This is a genomic window from Photobacterium sp. TY1-4, from assembly GCF_025398175.1.
In the GTDB taxonomy this organism is placed as follows: Bacteria; Pseudomonadota; Gammaproteobacteria; order Enterobacterales; family Vibrionaceae; genus Photobacterium.
The window spans coordinates 2,516,535-2,535,340 of record NZ_CP099734.1; the positions used below are offsets into that span (position 1 = coordinate 2,516,535).

At 53.3% G+C, this 18,806-nt stretch carries 17 protein-coding genes and 1 tRNA gene; 2 read left to right on the forward strand and 16 right to left on the reverse strand.

Annotated features, from left to right (window positions below; translation table 11 throughout):
• Window positions 1–93 precede the first annotated feature (93 nt).
• The 14 genes from clpX to NH461_RS11840 all read right to left on the reverse strand — a co-directional run bounded on the left by clpX (window position 94) and on the right by NH461_RS11840 (window position 13,860).
• Window positions 94–1,374 carry an ATP-dependent protease ATP-binding subunit ClpX gene (gene clpX / locus NH461_RS11775; RefSeq protein WP_261600538.1) on the reverse strand — a complete coding sequence of 427 codons (1,281 nt, stop codon included), beginning with the start codon at window positions 1,372–1,374 and terminating at the stop codon, window positions 94–96.
• A 116-nt stretch (window positions 1,375–1,490) separates the two neighbouring features.
• Window positions 1,491–2,114, reverse strand: coding sequence for an ATP-dependent Clp endopeptidase proteolytic subunit ClpP (gene clpP, locus NH461_RS11780; protein WP_261600539.1), 624 nt, complete (start codon window positions 2,112–2,114; stop codon window positions 1,491–1,493).
• Window positions 2,115–2,221: 107 nt separating this feature from the next.
• Window positions 2,222–3,529, reverse strand: coding sequence for a trigger factor (tig, locus tag NH461_RS11785; protein ID WP_261600540.1), 1,308 nt, complete (start codon window positions 3,527–3,529; stop codon window positions 2,222–2,224).
• A 614-nt stretch (window positions 3,530–4,143) separates the two neighbouring features.
• A complete protein-coding gene (locus tag NH461_RS11790; protein WP_261600541.1) occupies window positions 4,144–5,238 on the reverse strand; it encodes a hypothetical protein in 1,095 nt (364 codons plus the stop codon).
• An 8-nt stretch (window positions 5,239–5,246) separates the two neighbouring features.
• Window positions 5,247–6,008, reverse strand: a complete 762-nt coding sequence (locus NH461_RS11795) for an SDR family NAD(P)-dependent oxidoreductase (protein ID WP_261600542.1) — start codon at window positions 6,006–6,008, stop codon at window positions 5,247–5,249.
• A 12-nt stretch (window positions 6,009–6,020) separates the two neighbouring features.
• The gene (locus NH461_RS11800) at window positions 6,021–6,824 is read right to left on the reverse strand and encodes an ABC transporter permease (protein ID WP_261600543.1); all 804 of its coding nucleotides are present in this window, start codon (window positions 6,822–6,824) and stop codon (window positions 6,021–6,023) included.
• A gap of 2 nt (window positions 6,825–6,826) precedes the next feature.
• Window positions 6,827–7,627, reverse strand: a complete 801-nt coding sequence (locus tag NH461_RS11805) for an ABC transporter permease (RefSeq protein ID WP_261600544.1) — start codon at window positions 7,625–7,627, stop codon at window positions 6,827–6,829.
• Window positions 7,624–8,610: an ATP-binding cassette domain-containing protein gene (locus NH461_RS11810; protein WP_261600545.1), complete on the reverse strand. Its 987-nt coding sequence runs from the start codon at window positions 8,608–8,610 to the stop codon at window positions 7,624–7,626. Before NH461_RS11810 ends, NH461_RS11805 begins: the two co-directional genes overlap by 4 nt.
• Before the next feature lie 5 nt (window positions 8,611–8,615).
• Window positions 8,616–9,704 carry a radical SAM protein gene (locus NH461_RS11815; protein ID WP_261600546.1) on the reverse strand — a complete coding sequence of 363 codons (1,089 nt, stop codon included), beginning with the start codon at window positions 9,702–9,704 and terminating at the stop codon, window positions 8,616–8,618.
• A gap of 22 nt (window positions 9,705–9,726) precedes the next feature.
• The gene (locus NH461_RS11820; protein ID WP_261600547.1) at window positions 9,727–10,899 is read right to left on the reverse strand and encodes a radical SAM protein; all 1,173 of its coding nucleotides are present in this window, start codon (window positions 10,897–10,899) and stop codon (window positions 9,727–9,729) included.
• Window positions 10,868–12,004, reverse strand: a complete 1,137-nt coding sequence (locus NH461_RS11825) for a hypothetical protein (RefSeq protein ID WP_261600548.1) — start codon at window positions 12,002–12,004, stop codon at window positions 10,868–10,870. The genes NH461_RS11820 and NH461_RS11825 overlap by 32 nt, the downstream gene beginning before the upstream one ends.
• Window positions 12,001–13,266 carry a hypothetical protein gene (locus NH461_RS11830; protein WP_261600549.1) on the reverse strand — a complete coding sequence of 422 codons (1,266 nt, stop codon included), beginning with the start codon at window positions 13,264–13,266 and terminating at the stop codon, window positions 12,001–12,003. The genes NH461_RS11825 and NH461_RS11830 overlap by 4 nt, the downstream gene beginning before the upstream one ends.
• Window positions 13,256–13,516, reverse strand: a complete 261-nt coding sequence (locus tag NH461_RS11835; RefSeq protein WP_261600550.1) for an acyl carrier protein — start codon at window positions 13,514–13,516, stop codon at window positions 13,256–13,258. The genes NH461_RS11830 and NH461_RS11835 overlap by 11 nt, the downstream gene beginning before the upstream one ends.
• Before the next feature lie 267 nt (window positions 13,517–13,783).
• Window positions 13,784–13,860, reverse strand: a tRNA-Arg gene (locus NH461_RS11840).
• A gap of 324 nt (window positions 13,861–14,184) precedes the next feature.
• On the opposite strand from NH461_RS11840, the gene folD reads away from it, so the two are divergent.
• Window positions 14,185–15,045 carry a bifunctional methylenetetrahydrofolate dehydrogenase/methenyltetrahydrofolate cyclohydrolase FolD gene (gene folD, locus NH461_RS11845; protein WP_261600551.1) on the forward strand — a complete coding sequence of 287 codons (861 nt, stop codon included), beginning with the start codon at window positions 14,185–14,187 and terminating at the stop codon, window positions 15,043–15,045.
• 200 nt (window positions 15,046–15,245) lie between these two features.
• Here folD and galU read toward each other — a convergent pair whose 3' ends face one another.
• Both galU and rfaH read right to left on the reverse strand, forming a co-directional pair.
• The gene (galU, locus tag NH461_RS11850; RefSeq protein WP_261600552.1) at window positions 15,246–16,154 is read right to left on the reverse strand and encodes a UTP--glucose-1-phosphate uridylyltransferase GalU; all 909 of its coding nucleotides are present in this window, start codon (window positions 16,152–16,154) and stop codon (window positions 15,246–15,248) included.
• 87 nt (window positions 16,155–16,241) lie between these two features.
• On the reverse strand, window positions 16,242–16,739 hold the full coding sequence (gene rfaH / locus NH461_RS11855; protein WP_261600553.1) for a transcription/translation regulatory transformer protein RfaH: 498 nt from the start codon (window positions 16,737–16,739) through the stop codon (window positions 16,242–16,244).
• A 525-nt stretch (window positions 16,740–17,264) separates the two neighbouring features.
• Here rfaH and NH461_RS11860 point away from each other — a divergent pair.
• Window positions 17,265–18,662, forward strand: a complete 1,398-nt coding sequence (locus tag NH461_RS11860) for a peptide MFS transporter (protein WP_261600554.1) — start codon at window positions 17,265–17,267, stop codon at window positions 18,660–18,662.
• The last annotated feature ends 144 nt before the right edge of the window (window positions 18,663–18,806 follow it).

Consider the following 18,806-nt stretch of genomic DNA (forward strand, 5'->3'; position numbering starts at 1 on the left):
TAAAGCGGCAAGATTCAACGGGGTAAGTAGCAGAAAATAAAAAAGGAGGCCAAAGCCTCCTTTTTTTCAGCATTATGAACAGTTATTCACCAATCACTCAGCGCCAGCTGCTTGATTTTCGGTGTTTTCGTAGATCAGCAACGGCTCAGACTCACCCTTGATCACGGACTCGTCAATCACCACTTTGCTCACCCCTTCCGCAGAAGGCAGTTCATACATGGTATCGAGCAGGACTGCTTCCACAATGGAGCGCAGGCCCCGGGCACCGGTTTTACGCTCCATCGCCTTACGGGCAATCGCAACCAGTGCATCATCGCGGAATTCCAGCTCAACGTTCTCAAGCTCCAGCAGCGCTGCGTATTGCTTGGTCAGCGCATTCTTCGGCTCACGCAGAATCTGAACCAACGCTTGCTCATCCAGCTCGTTGAGGATGGCGGTCACCGGCAGACGACCAATGAACTCTGGGATCAGGCCGTATTTAACCAGATCTTCCGGTTCCACCTTCTCGAACAGATCGCTCAGGGTACGGGATTCGTCTTTCGAGCGAACTTCCGCCCCGAAGCCGATACCGCTGCCGGTCGCAACACGCTGCTCAACCACTTTATCCAGGCCGGCAAACGCACCGCCACAGATAAACAGAATCTTTGAGGTGTCCACTTGCAGGAATTCCTGCTGCGGATGCTTACGGCCACCTTGTGGCGGAACCGAAGCCACCGTCCCTTCAATCAGTTTCAGCAAGGCCTGCTGAACCCCTTCGCCCGAAACGTCACGGGTAATGGATGGGTTATCTGATTTACGGGAAATCTTATCGATTTCATCGATATAGACAATACCACGTTCAGCTTTGGCGACATCATAGTCACACTTCTGAAGCAGTTTCTGAATGATATTTTCAACGTCTTCACCCACGTAACCGGCTTCGGTCAGGGTGGTGGCATCGGCCATAGTAAATGGCACATCCAGCATGCGGGCCAGGGTCTCTGCCAGCAGTGTTTTACCACTCCCGGTCGGGCCAATCAGCAGAATGTTACTCTTGCCCAGCTCTACCCCGTCACTGGTGGTATCGCCGTTACGCAGACGTTTATAGTGGTTGTACACCGCAACAGCCAGGACTTTTTTAGCATGGTCCTGCCCAATCACGTAATCATCCAGGTTCGCACGAATTTCCTGTGGTGTCGGAAGTTCGCTGCCATCACGCTTAGGCATCACTTCTTTGATTTCTTCGCGAATAATGTCGTTACATAAATCGACACATTCATCGCAAATATAAACCGAAGGGCCTGCAATCAGCTTGCGAACTTCATGTTGACTCTTACCGCAGAAAGAGCAGTACAGCAGTTTTCCACTACCACTCTCTTTTCGCTTATCTGTCATTCGCTAACCTCTTTTCGGGTTTCACCCCATCATTGCCTTGTTTTGAGTGTATAACAACTCTTGCCATTTTGCTCCGTCACCCGAAAATCCAAGGTGACAGAACAAAAACAATGACATTAGTCACGCTTACTCAAAACAGCATCGACCAGACCATATTCGACAGCTTGCTCAGCCGACATAAAGTTATCACGGTCTGTATCGCGTTCAATAATCTCCAGCGGCTGACCCGTATGCTCTGCAAGCAAATTATTCAGCCTCTGTTTGATCGTCAGAATTTCTTGCGCATGGATCTGAATATCAGATGCCTGGCCCTGGAAACCGCCCAGCGGTTGGTGAATCATCACCCGGGAGTTCGGCAGACAGAAACGCTTGCCCGGTGCACCACCTGCCAGCAGGAAGGCACCCATGGAGCAGGCCTGACCCATACAGAACGTACTCACGTTCGGCTTGATGTGCTGCATGGTGTCATAAATTGACATCCCGGCAGTCACCGAGCCACCCGGAGAGTTAATGTACAGAAAAATATCTTTGTCTGGGTTTTCAGACTCAAGGAATAAAAGCTGCGCAACCACTAGGTTGGCCATCTGATCTTCAACCTGACCGGTCAGAAAAATCACACGCTCTTTTAGCAGTCGGGAATAGATGTCGTAAGAACGCTCACCACGAGAAGTCTGCTCGACCACCATAGGTACCAGCGCGTTCATAATTGGCGACATGGCGTTGTTGTCTTGGTAGCTCATAACGTTTTTTCCCTAAAATAAATGGCCCGAATGAAATTACTCTCACACGGACCATTGTTAGCAGAAGATTTGAAACAAAGTCAAATCTCTACAGTAATTTCAGCAAATTAAACCGCAGGCTGTTGCTGGTTCATCAGCTCGTTGAAGCTCACTTCTTTTTCAGAAACCTGAGCTTTGGCCAGCAGTGCGTCAATGGCTTGCTCTTCCAGAGCAACGTTGCGCATGTTGTTCATCATCTGCTCGTTTTGCTCGTAGTAAGCAACAACTTCAGCTGGATCTTCGTACGCAGAAGCCATCTCAGTGATCAGCGCTTTCACACGCTCGTCATCAGCTTTCAGCTCTTCAGACTTGATCACTTCGCCCAGCAGCAGACCAACAACAACGCGGCGCTTCGCTTGCTCTTCGAACAGCTCACGTGGCAGCTCAGGTGCGTTTTGCGCATCACCGCCGAAACGTTGTGTTGCTTGCTGACGCAGCACGTTGATTTCCTGGTCGATCAGAGCAGCAGGAACCGTGATGTCGTTCTGCTCAACCAGACCGTTCAGAACTTGATCTTTGATGCGAGTTTTCACTGCTTGCTTCAGCTCACGCTCCATGTTCTTACGCACTTCAGCTTTCAGACCGTCAACGCTGCCGTCTTCAACACCGAACTTAGCAACAAACTCTTCAGTCAGCTCTGGCAGTTCCTGAGCTTCAACTTTGTGCAGTTTGATGGCGAAAGAAGCCGCTTTACCTTTCAGGTTCTCAGCGTGGTATTCTTCTGGGAAAGTCACTTCAACCGTGAACTCGTCGCCCGCTTTCTTACCTACGATACCGTCTTCGAAACCTGGGATCATGCGGCCCTGGCCCATCGCCAGTGCAAAACCTTCCGCTTTACCGCCTTCGAACTCTTCACCGTCGATAGAGCCAGTGAAGTCGATGGTTACGCGGCTGTCTGCGGCTGCAGCTTCTTCAACTTCTTTCCAAGTTGCCTGTTGCTTGCGCAGGGTATCCAGCATCGCATCAACGTCTTCGTCTTTCACTTCAACTGCTGGTTTTTCAACGGCGATTTTATCCAGGCCAGCCAGTTCGACTTCTGGGAATACTTCGAAAGATGCTTTGAAAACCAGGTCCTTGCCTTCAGCGATTTCTACTGGCGTGAAGGTTGGTGCGCCGGCTGGGTTGATTTTCTCTTTCACGATTGCTTCGATGTAGTGACGCTGCATCACTTCACCCAGGATGTCTTGACGTACAGATGCGCCAAACATACGAGCAACCATTTTCAGCGGAGCTTTACCCGGACGGAAACCATCGAAACGACGATTCTTAGCAATTTTCTTCAGTTCAGCAGTCACAGCATCTTCAATGTTTGCAGCTGGTACTGTGATAGTGAGTTGGCGTTCTAGACCTTCAGTGGTTTCAACGGTAACTTGCATTTTATTTAACCTCAAAACTTACTCAGTATTCTCTGAGTGATGTTGCCGATCAGTTGAACTGACGGTGGCATCCTTTCGTGTTATGGCAGGCGACCTCGCCAACACCATAACGCCTTAATTCTGATAGTTCCTGTAACTCCAGGTCAATTGGCCACTGAGCCAGAAACTAAAAACGCGGTATTATAGCGATCCTGCGCCCTGTCGTCGAGACAGCGTCTCTTCAGAAAAGTACGTCATCATCAAACCTTTCACACAAGATAGGGGCAAAAAATCCATTTACAAGGGAAAAACCCAAAAAAAACGCGCATCGTTACGAATTTTTGACCATGAGCTGAATTCTTCGGCTTTTTTCACAGCCGATTGATGGTTTTTACTGCATCCACAGCGTCAGGCGTGTGCCACTGACCTGACCCGGCAAGGGGTATCGGGTTTGATCGTGTCGCCCTCGGAATCCGTATCTGTATCATCATTCACTCATCGGCCAATAAAATGAAATTCATGATTGCCGGCGGTTCTGGTGGCGGATCGCATTCTGCGCATCATCAGCACGCTGACCCCGGCGCAATCCGGCCGTGTCTTTCACTGGGACGGCAGTGAACTGCCGTGGTAGCCACTCACAGTGTCGCTTGCAGCGCCAGCCAATAACGCGGACTCTCCAACTCCAGCCTGGCCGCATCCATACACCGCTGGGCAACCTGCGCCGGCGTCACCCGTTGGGTACTCCGGCTAAGGTGATCCAGCATCGTGAACTCGCCCCATTTGTCAGCCAGCCGCCTTAAGTGATGCTGAAGATCGGCCAGGGCTGCGCGCTGCGCCGGGGTGGTCAGTGTCTGCCTGGCCAGCTCACACCAGCGAACCTGCAGTTTTCGCTGGGTGAGAAAGATCCAGTGGCCAAAGATATAAAACGGCTGATTCAATGCTTTCACCTGTGCCATGCCCTCAAGATAATGGTTGACGGCGGCCATACCGGCATCGTTCTGGCCCGTGGTCAGGTAAGCCACATTCTCGACGACATCCTGGCGGATCTCGGCCATGGACAGGTGCGGTGACGGCACCCCGACCCGCTTCACCTGGTAACAGTTAAACACCCCTTTCAGGTTCAGCATCCCGTCAAAGCAGGCACTGACGTCCTGCATCGCCACCGGGTCGTCCTGGACATCCTGATCGCTGAGCAGGAACCGATTCTGAGCCGGGCCATACTGGGTCAAAAAGACGATGTGCTCATAGCCACGGATCAATTGATATTGATATCTCGACGGAATGTACCCCATATCAAAATCACACAACACCGGACACTGACGGCTGAACCGGTCACCGATGTACTCAAGCAGCGCGGCAAACTCGGTAAAAGGGATCACCTCAATGTCAAGCCCGCACCGCTCACGCAGCAAATCAGCCATTTTCCCGTCGACATGACGAGCATGAACATCCAGATACGGCCCCGTCTGGTCGCGGAAAAACTCAAACCGGGCAAACCGGGTTTCGGGGTGGATCAACGCCGGGTGCGAATGGTGATCCGGCCGAAAAGAGAAGTTGTGCTCGGCGAATAGTTTGGCAATGGATGGCACCGGCGCCTCAATCGAGGCCAACGTGTACAGGCCGAAGATGAAACAATTCGGTGGCGATTCCAGGCTGTTCGGATCAAAAGCAAAACGGGATTGCGCCAGCCGCGCCAAATCCGTCGGAGCAACATTGATTTCGGTGTGCATATCTATCCTCAGAAAATTCGGTAACCGCCATCCACAGTGATGACATCGCCGGTGTGGTAACGACTCTCCTCAGACATCAGATACACCGCCAACGGGGCAATCTCTTCCGGCGTGGCCCAGCGGCCCAGCGGGATCCGCAGTCGACGGATTGACTCATACTGACGGCGATCCGCCAGCACATCCCGGTTCATCTCCGTTTCCACCCAGCCGGGTAAGACACTGTTCACCGTAATCGCTGAGGCAGCCAGCTCTAACGCCAGGGAGCGACACAGCGAGGTAATAGCCGCCTTCCCCGCGCCATAGTCCGCAAAGCCTGCCGTCCCTTTAACCGCGGACAAACTCGAAATCGCCATCAAGCGCCCCCCTTTCCCCTGACGGCACAAATGCTTCGCCGCATGCTGCAACGTTGCAAACGTGCCGTGCAGGTTGGCCCCGACATGCGCCTGCCACGCATCCCAATCCATGTCGCAGACTGCCTGCCCGCTGCCGCGGCTGCCGGCATTGGCGACACAACCATACAGTGTCCCTTGCCAGGCCAGTGCCGATTCAAACAGCGCCGCGACCGACTCGGGGGAAGTGATATCACATGGCACCAGCCGAACCCGCTCCGGCGCCGCGGCAAACACTGCCAGCACATCCGGATATTTCGCTGGCTTGCGGGCCGTGATCACCACATTCGCCCCCTGCCCATGGAGCGCCCTGGCAATCGCCAGCCCAATTCCCCGGCAGCTGCCGGTCACCACAATGGTTTTTCCTGTTAAATCGAACATCACGTCCCTTCTCTAGCTCGTAGCACTTTCATAGTGACGAATTGCCCGGCGCCAACACAGCCGTGTCAGCGCCAGCAGCAGCACGGGGGCGGCGATCCCCCAGGCCAGCTCCCCACCGGACAACCGATCCAACACAAACAGCGGCGACCAGTTGGTCACCAGGAAAATCGGGATCACCGCCGTGCCGGCCAGCTGCACCGGCCTGAGGTGGATCCGATGCGGCAGATTATTGAAATCCCACATCGCCCAGTAAAACGCCTGCAAGGCGGAGATATTTTTAAACTTGAACGCCAGCATCAGCGGCAGGACGAAAATGGCGTACATAGTCACCACGCCCAGCAGCAAATAGCCGATGAACCCGAACAGATTGACAGCCGACAACGCAATGGCTGACGCTTGCCAGCCGTACACAATGAGCCCCAGCCCGGCAATCACATTCGGCAGGGTGATCCAGGTATCGACATGCCGGAGAGTGGCCATAAACTGGGAGGACACCGGCTTGGTCAGCAACACATCGAAATCACCGTTCCTGATTTGCTGATCAAAACCAATGATGTTGAATTGCAACATACTGACGAAAAAAACCGTCATCAGCATATAGGTGCCGATAAACAGATAAATACTGCTGGGCGGCAATCCCGCAATATGCACCCCGGTATCATGGACGATATAGGCATAGAGCAACTTCACCCCCAAATATCCCAACTCGACCATCACATTCAGGGCAATGTTGACGCGATACTCCAACTGGCGCATCGCATTGACCTTAAGTAAAAAAAGATAGATGTTCAGGTGCTTGATCAGTTCACGTCCCATCCTCATCCCCCGAGTGCAATAAAGTGTTTGCAACCCCGGTTCCAAACCAGGCGTGACAAGCTAAACAGCCAGATAATCCAGGCGCTCTGGATCGCCAGTCCGATCATCAACTCGCTGCCGGTGACCCGCCCCAACACCACTTCAATCGGAAAAAAAACCACATACTGGAACGGCAGATAGCGAAGCACGGCCATGCCCGTCTCACCAAACACCGTGAGCGGAAACACACCGCCGGACAGCACCAGGCCGACGATCCGAATCGACTCGAATACGCCCCACACTTCCTGCATCCAGAAAGCCACCAGCCCAATAAGGTAGAAGAGGAAAAACTGAATGAAGAACGCACCGCACAAGACACACAGCATCCGGACATAGTCAGACAAACTCACCGCCATCTGGAGCCAGTGATTGAGCAGCACCGCGCATCCCCCGATCAGCAACAGGGTCGCCGCAAAATAGCCCAGGTTCTGCCCCACAAATGCCGCTAACCGGTAGGCCGAATACGACAAGGGCTGGGTCAGAAAGCGATTGAGCCCCCCTTCCTTGATATCCGTCGCCACCTCATACTCAAACCCGGTTCGCAGCGCCTGACTGACCAGCGCCGCAAACAAGGCATAGGCCATCATTTCCTCATAACGATAGCCGTACACTTGCTCGGCCTGGGTGTAAGTGAAAATGGCATGCCAGAACATCACTTGCAGCAGCAACGGAAACCCCGCCGCGAACACGCTGATCAGATAGTTCAGCCGGTAAGCCAGCGACATTTGCAATCCCATCTGGCTGACAAACAGATACTTCCTCATGCCGGAACCTTTTGCGCCAGATACAGGCTTTCCAGACAATGCTCCAGCGGCGGCTCTTTGATCTTGATATCCGCCACATCCGCCTGCGCCAAAACCCGGGCCAGGATGGTTTGAGACTGCGCTTTGCTGATCTCAACCACAATCTCATTCCGATCCGATTCAATGATCCGGCCATACTGGGCAAACGCCTGTTTTTCGATGGGCGTATGGCTGTAAACATGCAGGTGACGCTTGGCACCGACCACATCCCCGAGTGCCTCGAGACTACCGTCATAAACCAGTTGCCCGCCGCTGATCACAATCCCGCGCTGACACAAGGTGGCAATGTCGACCATGTTATGGCTGGTCAGCAACATGGTGGTTCGCTTCTCTTCGGCCAGGGTTTTCAAAAACGCCAGGATTGCGCGCTGTGATAAGAAATCCAGCCCCAGCGTCGGCTCATCGAGAAAAATCACCTCCGGCTGATGCAGCAGCGCAGCGATCAGCTCGAGCTTCATCCGTTCTCCCAGCGAGAGGCGTCGCACCTGGATTTCCAGCAAATGCCGGACGTTGAGAATGTCACTCAGTTCCCCCAACGTTTGCTGAAACGCGCGATCCTCAATTTCATAGATACGTTTATTGAGCTCAAAGCTGTCGATCGCCGGGAGATCCGGCCACAATTGCTGCTTCTGGCCCATGATGATCGAGAACTTGCGCTTGAACGCTTTTTCACGCGCCCAAGGCACGTACCCCATCACCCTGGCGTGCCCGGTGCTGGGATGCAGAATGCCGGACAGCATTTTCATGGTGGTGGTTTTTCCGGCCCCGTTCGGCCCGATAAACGCGACAATTTCGCCTTGTTCGATCTCAAAGGACAAATCACGCACCACCTGCTTGCTGAGCTGCTCCCGCCCCCACAGGTTTTTGAGCGACGCCATCAGTCCGGATTGCTTACGATAGTAGAAGAATTCCTTGCCCAGCTGGTGCGCGGAGATATAAGCCATACCGGTCACCTTTTATTCGGGTCTGCATAATAGCGAGCGCAGGAGCCGCAGATGGGAAACAACCCGCCCTGGCGCAGCAACTGATGGCGGAAATTTCTCATATGGCCGCCGTTCCAGATCTCGGACACACTCTGCTCATAGATATTGCCGAGCGGGACATCATAGAAGGTATGGCACGGCGTAATGTCGCCATTCGACGCCACTTCCATGTAGATCCAGGGGAAAAAACACTTGTCACGTTGATCCGCCATGTCCGCGTACTGTTTGGTAAAATATGCCCGGTAATTCTCGCTGGCAATGGTTTTGGGGTAGCACACAAAGTAAATGCCGCGCTTTTTACACGCCTGCTCCACCCAGCGGATCTGGGCCTGAATGGCTTCGAAGTCCATCATTTCAAATTTGCGCGGATCATCCTGCATCCCGGCGGCACAAGGTGTTTCCTCAACCCCGAATAAACGGCGGAACAGCTGACGATGCTGGTCATGCTCATGCGCCGTCGCATACGTCTGAAATTCAATACTGATGTGATCCACCATGTCCAAATCCAGACAGTTTTCAAAGAATCCCTGAATATAAAGGTGGGTCAGCGGCGTCACGATAAAGGTATAGCCGATCTTCGGCTCTTTCAGCCCCTTGCGCTCGCGCAGCTCAAACAGGGTTGCGACCCCTTCCTGCACGTTGCGATACACATTTTCACCGCGCTGGGCGTCATTAATCTCCTCCGGACCGTCCAGCGACACCCACAACCGGTTCGGCGGGGTCTCAACCAACATCTCCGCCTTACGCTTTAAAAAGGTGCCATTGGTCGGCACATCCACCCGGGCACCGCCCTGACGGATCCGGCCGACGACATCCTCAAACCACGGATACATCATGGGCTCACCGCCAAACAGGGCAAAGTAGGGTTTGACCGGTAGGCATTCATCGATGACCCGCAGCACGGCATCTTTATCCAGCCGGGAGATTTTCCGCCCGTGATAGGCACCGTTTTCTCCCCACTCGTAACACATTTTGCAACGCAGGTTGCAGGCATCCGTGAGCTGGAGGGTGACCCAGACCGGCAGTTTATTTTGTAAGATATTTGTATTCGACATCACGCTTCCTTTCCTGATTGGCTCAGCCGGTGCTGTAAAGTAAGGTGCACTTGGCACAGACGGGCATCAGCCCACAATGCAGCTGTTTGCGAAAAGCCTGGTACGCCGCGCTGTGCCAGACTTCCCGCACCGGCAGCAACTGCAGATTCCCAACCTCCAGCTCGGGAAAAAACTTGCATGAGGTGACATCCCCGTTGGGTAGGACATCAAGCCGGTTGCGAATCGCACTACAAAACGTTTTGTTTTCAGCGGGTTTGGTGCTGCCAGCGACAAAGTCAGGGACTTCGTGGGGTTCAAGATTAGGATGAAAACGCACCCGGCAATCCCAGGTTTGAGCACTGATACGAGCGATATCATCAAGCAGCGCGGGGATGTTGCTGTCGCTTAAATGGTAGGTATAACCGTGCCAGCTGTATTCCTGGATCCCGGCCAGCCTCGCCTGCTTCCAGGGCAGTTGCTCCCCGACCCATTGATCCATCTGCTCGGCAACCTGAGACGGGATATACCAGGGAAACACCAGGTACACACTGTCGATGCCCAAATCGGAAAAGTGGCGGACAAACTCAAACAGCTTGCCGACCGTGCTGTCGCTGATCGTCAGGCACAGCGACACTTTACCGGCAAACGCCTGGCGTTGGCGCTGCTCCAACAAGGTGCGGATAATGTGCTCCACCCGCCGAAATACCCCTTTGCCGCGGATCGCATCATTTTCGGCCTCCAGACCATCCAGGCTAATGAGCAGCGCCAGCCGCTCATCAATCCGGGAGAGTTGTGCCAGGTGCTTTTCAATCAGCAGCCCATTGGTGCAAATGGTGACCCACCTCGGATGCTCGACGAAGCGATCCATCAGAGCTTCCATCTGCTTGTACATCAGCGGCTCACCACCCCAGAGATAAAACGGTGCCTGGGTCGATTCTGTGGCCCGCAGCAGTTTGTCGATGATCGCCAGATCAACTTCCTGCGAGCGGACATCTCGCTCCATTTGGTGGTGATACCCTTCATCATTCCACTCAAAGCAGTGCTGACAGCGCAGGTTACACTGGTTATTCATCTTCACCCCAACCTGGTGCGGCATCTCAGCCGCCCAGTCTGCCCGCTGTCGCAGCCCCCGCTGGGTGGACGAAATCTGCTTCACCCTCGCCTTCAGCCGGGCAAAACTGTGTTCATCCAACTTCTGTTGCGTCTTCGTTTGCATATTTCTCTCCGTAAACAGACCGATTGCCGCGCATCGCCAGCAACGCCTGATGGCAACGATAGAGTGGCGCCTGAGCAAAGCCCTGGGCTTTCCAGTCATCAAAGCTCAGCGCGAAACCGCGTGAGATCCAGGCCCGGCCATTGGCCGCCTCGTAGTCGCCGAATGGTGGCAACAACACGAGCGGCGTCGCAGTTGCCATACTGTCGATCAGGCTTGCTCCGCCGGGCTTGGTGATCAACGCCCGACAACGGGATAACAGCTGCTGAAAAGGTGGCTCGTCCGGACACCGTGCGTTTATGGCTCGACTCTGCTCACCAGTCCTTGTTTCCGTCTGACCGAGCAGCGTCTGCGCAGGATACTGCCCTCCGGCAACGCAGCCGTGCTGCCAGGGGAGCCAGTCCGGCTCAGTCAACAGCTGCCAGTTTTCGGCATCGGCATCGGCATCGGCATCGGCAAGCGAGGATTGACCCAGCAACAAGGTATAGCGCGAACGCAGCATGGCGATACATGCATCGAGATCCCCGATGTCCCAGCCACCACCATGCACCGCGACCCGTGACTCCCGTTGGGCCCAGTCCACCACAGGTGGCGGCGGCACCAGAAACTGCTCGTCGCCCTCGGCAAGCAAGTGATGGTGTTTAAGACCACCAATCTCGCCGGGCTGCCAGGAGAGAGACGTCGTTACATCCACATGTACCCCATGGTAAACCGGTTGGTTTTCTCCCGTTGTTCGCGCACCTTGCGCCGCCTGAAGCTCGGAAATGAATGACAGCCAGAACCCACTGAAGAGAAACACGTGCTCCGGCGGACAATGCTGCCATTGCGCCTTGAATGCTTGCCATTTGTCAGCATCAATCGCCTTGCGGATCGATCCCGGACTGTGGCTCAACCAACGTTGGGTCAGCAACGCCGTGCGCAAGCTCCGCCGGCATTGCGCCTTGGTCTTTTCCAATCGGACCAGGGCCTGCGGTGTGTAGAGTTGCTCTAAGGCATAAAAGCGAACAGACCGCTGTTGTCGTTGAAACCATTTGGACAGAGCGACAGCAGGGACAAAACTTCCCAGCCCACTGCTGGCAGTTAAAATCGCAATCGTGCCAGATGTCATAACAATCGGGCTCCCTGATCCGCGAGTGCCGCAGCAAGCTGTGCTTGCTGTACATCGCCATCAGCTCCCACTTGCAACAGATAAAGCCGCCCAATCCGTGGCGTTTCGCCCGGCAATTGCACGCAGCGACTGTTCAGCGGGACATACCCATATCGGTGTTCACCGGTGACCAGGCAGCCTCGCCGCGCCAGTCCGTCCAACAGCGGTTGGATATCGATCGGCTGGCTGTATTTGACACTGACTTGCTGAAACCGCACCTCGCCGCCGACGGCCAGCCGGGCGAACCAATCATGTGCAATACCGCCCATCGATTCTCGGGCATTGATCTCGACAACCGGTACGATTTCCCCACTCGCCAACAGCATGGAATCCACGCAGACCGGCCCCCAATAGCCATCCTGATAAAGCCGGGCAAGTAATGGTCGCAACAGCTCGGGATACCCGTGCGCCCGGATGCGCTGTAACAGGCCATCCCCCATCGCTTTCACCCCGGAGAACTTCAGGTTGTCATTGATGATTTCTGATAACCCGAGCAAAGCAATATCGCTATCCCTGCTGATCTGCCATTGGCTGGAAAAATCGACCTCTTTATCCACAAACGGCTCGGCAATGAGCCCCACCTGCCGGCCAGCCTCCACCTGACGTAGCAAGTGCTCCCTGACGCGCTCCCAAATGGCCGGATGACGCACCACCAGACTACCTTTACCGGAGACACCAAACGGCTCTTTTAAAATCATCGGCAGGGGATGAGCGTTCAGCGCCAGCAGCGACGATCGCGTTGAAACAATCTCGCCTAATTGCGGGATATTCAGCTGACGGCAAACCTCGACGGCGTAGCGCTTGTCATTGACTTTCACCACAGCGTCAAAAGATGGCAGATGCGCCGAACTTGCCGTGCACTGATAAGCGGCCGGCACACAGGCAAACGGTCGCTGCAAGCCTTGGTGGGGTAAGCCGTGGCACAGTATTTCAGCCGCTTCCCCCCAGTTGGGCATTCCGGCTGCCTGCCAGTCCTCAGGATGCACAAAGGCAGCATGACGCGAGGACGCAATACCCAAACTAGCGTGATAGCTGACTAACGCAGGATCCGGCGCGATCACGGTAAAGACCTGCTCCGTAGCGGTGCGGGCAATAAGTACTTCATCCAGGCAATACAGCTGGGGATCTACACGCTCTGCGGCAAATCTCGGTAGCGTCACGAGGGTGGGATCCTGCCATAAGGCTTCGGCCTCAAAGCAGGCCCATCGGATCTCAGTGCTCATCCGCGGCCACTTCGCTTTGCTGCTCAGCAATAAACGTCATCAGCGCTTGCACACTCTGCATGATTGAAAAATCCAGCTGGTCAAAATCAAGCCGGAGGTCAAACTCGGCTTCCAGTTGCAGCAGAAAGTCAATGATATCGAGTGAGTCCAGGCCCACATCTTCAATCAAGTGGCTCTCTAAGGTGATGGTCTCTTTCAGGGAAGGATCTTTTTTGATTTCGGCGATCAGGGTGGTGATTTGCTCAAACATGGTCTTCCTTTGTACGCTCAGTAACAGATTGCTCTATTTTTTTCACTGACAAAGAAAGTTGTCTATTGATGAATCAGCCAAATATTCGGTTTTTCGGCTGACTCTTCAAGAATATGAAACCCTGGAGATCGTAAGGTGATTCATCCGTGATATCACTCGATTACGCTGCAAAACCCTCAGCGAGCGACGTGGAAATCTGCTACGTCCGGCGCAAAGTCCATGCGAAAAAGCCCCGACAAGCAAAGGCTTATCGGGGCTTTAGAAGAATGGCACGCCCTACAGGATTCGAACCTGTGACCACATGCTTAGAAGGCACGTGCTCTATCCAACTGAGCTAAGGGCGCGCGGAGTGTGTAACAAAAGTTACGGGACGGGATTATACGTTGCCCGTCTCCCACGTCAACGCTTTTTCCTTGAATTTACCGCTCGATGCGCACAAGCGGTTAAAGGAGCAACAATTTGATTCAATTCACGAAATTGAAACCCTGCGCTCATCAGCTGCGCCAGGCTTTATTTTGTAACAATGACAGCACGCATCACGCCGGCAGCCCCGTTGCCATATTGGCATCATTCCAGCAAAAACCAAAAAGCAAACGTTTGCGCTAGACCTGTTCTCTATTCTCTGCGACAATAACGCCGCTCAGTTATTAACAGCTCAAAGGATAAACATGGCCGCTCAAATTATTGATGGAAAACTGATCTCACAAACTGTTCGTCAAGAAGTTGCTGCACGGGTAAAAGCGAGAACCGAAGCTGGGTTGCGTGCCCCTGGGCTTGCCGTTGTCCTTGTCGGGGATGACCCTGCGTCGCAAATTTATGTCGGCAGCAAGCGCAAAGCCTGTGATGAAGTCGGCTTTACCTCGAAATCGTTCGACCTTCCGTCGACCACCAGCGAAACTGAGCTGCTGGCATTGATCGATGAGCTCAATGCCGATCAAAGTATTGACGGGATTTTGGTTCAGTTACCGCTCCCAGCCGGGATCGATGCAACTAAGGTTTTAGAGCGAATCGATCCGGAGAAAGACGTGGATGGTTTCCACCCGTACAACGTCGGTCGTCTGTGTCAGCGGATCCCGAAACTTCGTTCTTGCACCCCAAAAGGGGTCATGACCCTACTGGATCGTTACAATATTCCGGTTCGCGGCAAACATGCGGTGATTGTCGGCGCGTCCAATATTGTTGGCCGACCAATGACGCTGGAGCTGCTACTGGCCGGTGCGACCACCACCACTTGTCATCGTTTTACCCAAAATCTGGAGCAGCATGTTCGCCAGGCCGATATTCTGGTCGTTGCCGTGGGTAAACCAAACTTTATCCCGGGCGACTGGATCAAAGCCGGTGCAACTGTGCTGGATGTCGGCATTAACCGTCTGGATAACGGCAAACTGGTCGGCGATGTCGAATATGACATCGCTCGTGAAAAAGCCCGTCATATCACCCCGGTTCCGGGCGGCGTTGGCCCGATGACAGTCGCTACCCTGATCGAAAACACCATGCTGGCCTGCGAGCAATACCACAGCGAAGATTGATGGGCGCTCACCCCATACTTGAACGCTGAGCAAACGATCAATCACGCACACACATACAATAAAAGCGAAAGGTCTCCCTTTCGCTTTTTTAATCTCCCGGTACCGCCAGAGAACACCAACGACGGTCTTGTATTCAGTACGGTACAAGGTGGCAGTGGTCCGAAGCTAAAGTTTCCTTCCACCAGCATTGCTCCAAGCCATTACAGACTTTTCACCACGCTCTTAAGGTAATCGGTAAAATCTTCACCTAGCGTCTCGTGACGCATACCGTAGTCAACAAAGGCTTGCATATAACCCAGCTTGCTGCCGCAATCATGGCTCTTACCGGACATATGGAACGCATTCACTTGGGTCGATTCCATCAGCATATCAATCGCATCGGTCAGCTGAATTTCATCCCCGGCACCGACCGGCGTTCGCGCCAGCAACTTCCAGATTTCAGCCGGCAGCACGTAACGACCGACGATCACCAGGTTTGATGGTGCCTCTTCTACTGCAGGCTTTTCGACAACCTTGGTCATCGCTGCAGTTTCGCCCGGGTGCAACTCGCTGCCATTGACATCTGCAACACCATAACTGGACACTTCAGACATCGGCACCGGTTCAACCATTACCTGGCTGATCCCGGTTTCAGCAAAGGCTTTCACCATGGCTGCCATATTTTCCTGCCGCAGGTCGCTGGCAACATCATCAAGGATCACATCCGGCAACACCACCGCAAACGGCTCATCGCCAATCAGCGGATACGCACACAACACGGCATGGCCGAGACCTTTCGCCTGTCCCTGACGGACATGCATGATGGTGACATCCTTCGGACAAATACTTTGTACTTCTTCCAACAACTGGCGCTTCACCCGCTTCTCCAGCGTGGCTTCCAGTTCAAAGGAAGTATCAAAATGGTTTTCAATCGAGTTTTTTGATGAATGGGTGACCAGCACAATCTCTTTAATACCGGCCGCCACACACTCATTCACCACATACTGAATCAGCGGCTTGTCGACAATCGGCAGCATTTCCTTCGGAATAGCCTTGGTTGCAGGCAGCATCCGGGTACCCAGACCAGCAACTGGGATCACCGCTTTACGGACAGGGGAAGTTGTAGGCATTTTTTATTCCATTAATCAAGATTCGGGCAAACTATATCAAACCACCGGCAAAGTAGCGACCGCTCAGCCCCATGTAAACATGCCGCGTTATTTCTTCACGATATCTTCATTCTGAACGCTGACTTTCACCGGCTTGCCCAGCAAATTAATCAACATAAAAGATCGTTTTTCGCCATCCGGCTCCTGATAAATCGCTTCAATGCCTTTAAACTGGCCCTGCGTCAGCTTCAGGCTCTCACCCGGTTGCGGCAAACTGGACAGTTTGGCCTGATGCTCCTCGCAATTTTCATTCATCATCAACCCATAGATGATATCCGGCTGCACGATTTGCGGTTTGGCACCCTGACTGATGAAATTGGCAACCCCGCGGGTCGAACGAATGGTCGTGTAGCTGACCTCTTCCGGATCAAAGTAGACAAACATATAACCGGGGAATAACGGCTCACAACTTTCCGTGCGCTTTCCCCGAACAATCTTCTGCACCGTAACCTGCGGGTAGTAACATTCAACACTTTGGCGATCAAGATTGATCACGGCGCGCTCCTGCTCACTACGCTTACAATATAGAAGGTACCAATCTTTCATCTGCTTCTCTTTTTCATTGACGCCAAACTCCAAGATTATATACCGAAACAACCTCAAGGTGCAGAATTCGAAATCGCACGACGGGCTTCACAGCGAGTCGCCGGAGCTTAGACTCTCTTCAGCCATGGCCAGCACACGCTCACACAACAAAAAAAATTGAAGCGTCATCAGGCCTGAATCGATGCAATCATACACATAAAATCCCCACCTTCGTGTGCCACACTCGCCTCGAGAAATGTAACAAATATGAAAAAAATCGATCGACAACCATTATCAACCAAAGAATCAATATTAAATCGACATATAACCCCAAAAATAACTGCAACTGCAGCAAATAAAACCAACTCAAACCTTTAAACCTAAGATTTCACTTTTGAGTGCATTTTGCTCACTTACTTATAGATCAATTACTTATATCGATAATAAATTGTTCTGATTTTGTAAAAGTTTGCAGTTTAAAAGTTTGTAGATTATAAAATAGGCCAAATTTGCAAACACACTGACAATGGATTACAGAGTAAAATCATGAACAATGGAAATAGTGGTACCCTGTTAGGACATCCGAAAGGGTTATTTTTGCTGTTTGGCACCGAGCTGTGGGAGCGATTCTCCTACTACGCCATGCGTGCCATCTTGGTCCTGTATCTCACAGATAAAACCATCAATGGCGGGCTGGGATGGACAACCCAGGAAGCCTTAAGCCTTTACGGGATTTATACCGGCCTGGTCTACATCACCCCGCTGATCGGGGGCTGGATCGCTGATAACTTCCTGGGCCAACGTCGCTCAATCATTATCGGCGGTGTGCTGATGGCTTTGGGCCAGTTTACGCTCGCCCTGCCAAATAGCATGGTCGACCCGCACGCCGTCACCGCGTTTTACCTGGGCCTTGGCCTGCTGATTATCGGTAATGGCATGTTCAAGCCAAACATTTCAACCATGGTCGGCGATCTTTACCAGGAAGGGGATAACCGTCGCGACGGCGCATTTACGATTTTCTACATGGGGATCAACCTGGGCGCGCTCTTGGCTGGTATTGTCGCAGGTTCTGCATCTACCGCTTATGGCTGGAAAGCCGGCTTTGTTGCTGCAGGGATCGGGATGGTGATCAGTCTGATCACACAAATGATTTTTGCGGAGCGCCTGCTGGGCGATATCGGGAAGGTGCCTGCGGCCAAACGTGCGGCAAACATGAACGCATCCGGCAAAAAAGAGCCCCTGACCAAAAAGGAAATCGACCGTCTGAAAGTGATCATGATCATGGGTTTGTTTGTCGTGGTTTTCTGGGCCGGCTTTGAACAAGCAGGCGGCCTGATGAGCATCTACACCCAGGAATATGCTGACCGCATGATTGGCAGCTTTGAAGTCCCGACGGCCTGGTTCCAGTCACTGAACCCGTTATTCATCATCACGATGGCGCCGGTGCTGGCCTCACTGTGGGTGAAAATGGGCCCGAAAGAGCCGAGCTCGCCGGTTAAGTTTGCGATGGCCCTGTTTATGCTGGCAATTGGTTTCGTCTTTATGATGGGCGCCGTGATGCAGCAAGGGGGGGACCTCACCGCGAAAACGTCCATGTTGTGGATTATCGCCGCCTACTTCTTCCATACTATGGGTGAGCTGTGCCTGTCGCCAATCGGCCTGTCGATGGTGACCAAACTGGCACCACTTCGCCTGGCGTCGTTGATGATGGGTGTTTGGTTCGGGTTTAATGCCGTCGCCAACTACGTCGCCGGGATCATTGGCGCGCAAGTCGGTGAAGCCGGTCCAATGGCCATTTTTAGCGGCATCGCCATCGCAGCAGGGATTTCCGGGCTTGTACTGCTCCTGCTGTCGAACCAACTGATCCGCTGGATGCACGGCGCTGAAGGTAAAATCGATCAAGCTGTGCTTGAAGGCGCTGAGCCTCAGCCAGCCAAAGCATAAACCATTTCTGGCGTAGCCGCCGTGCCATGACGCCGCTGGAATAAGCAAAGCGGAGCCCCTGGGCTCCGCTTTTTCGATCGTACTTTAGCAAAGTAGGATAAATCATATTTGAATAAAAACGCCGGAGGTGAAACAGGCGCCCGG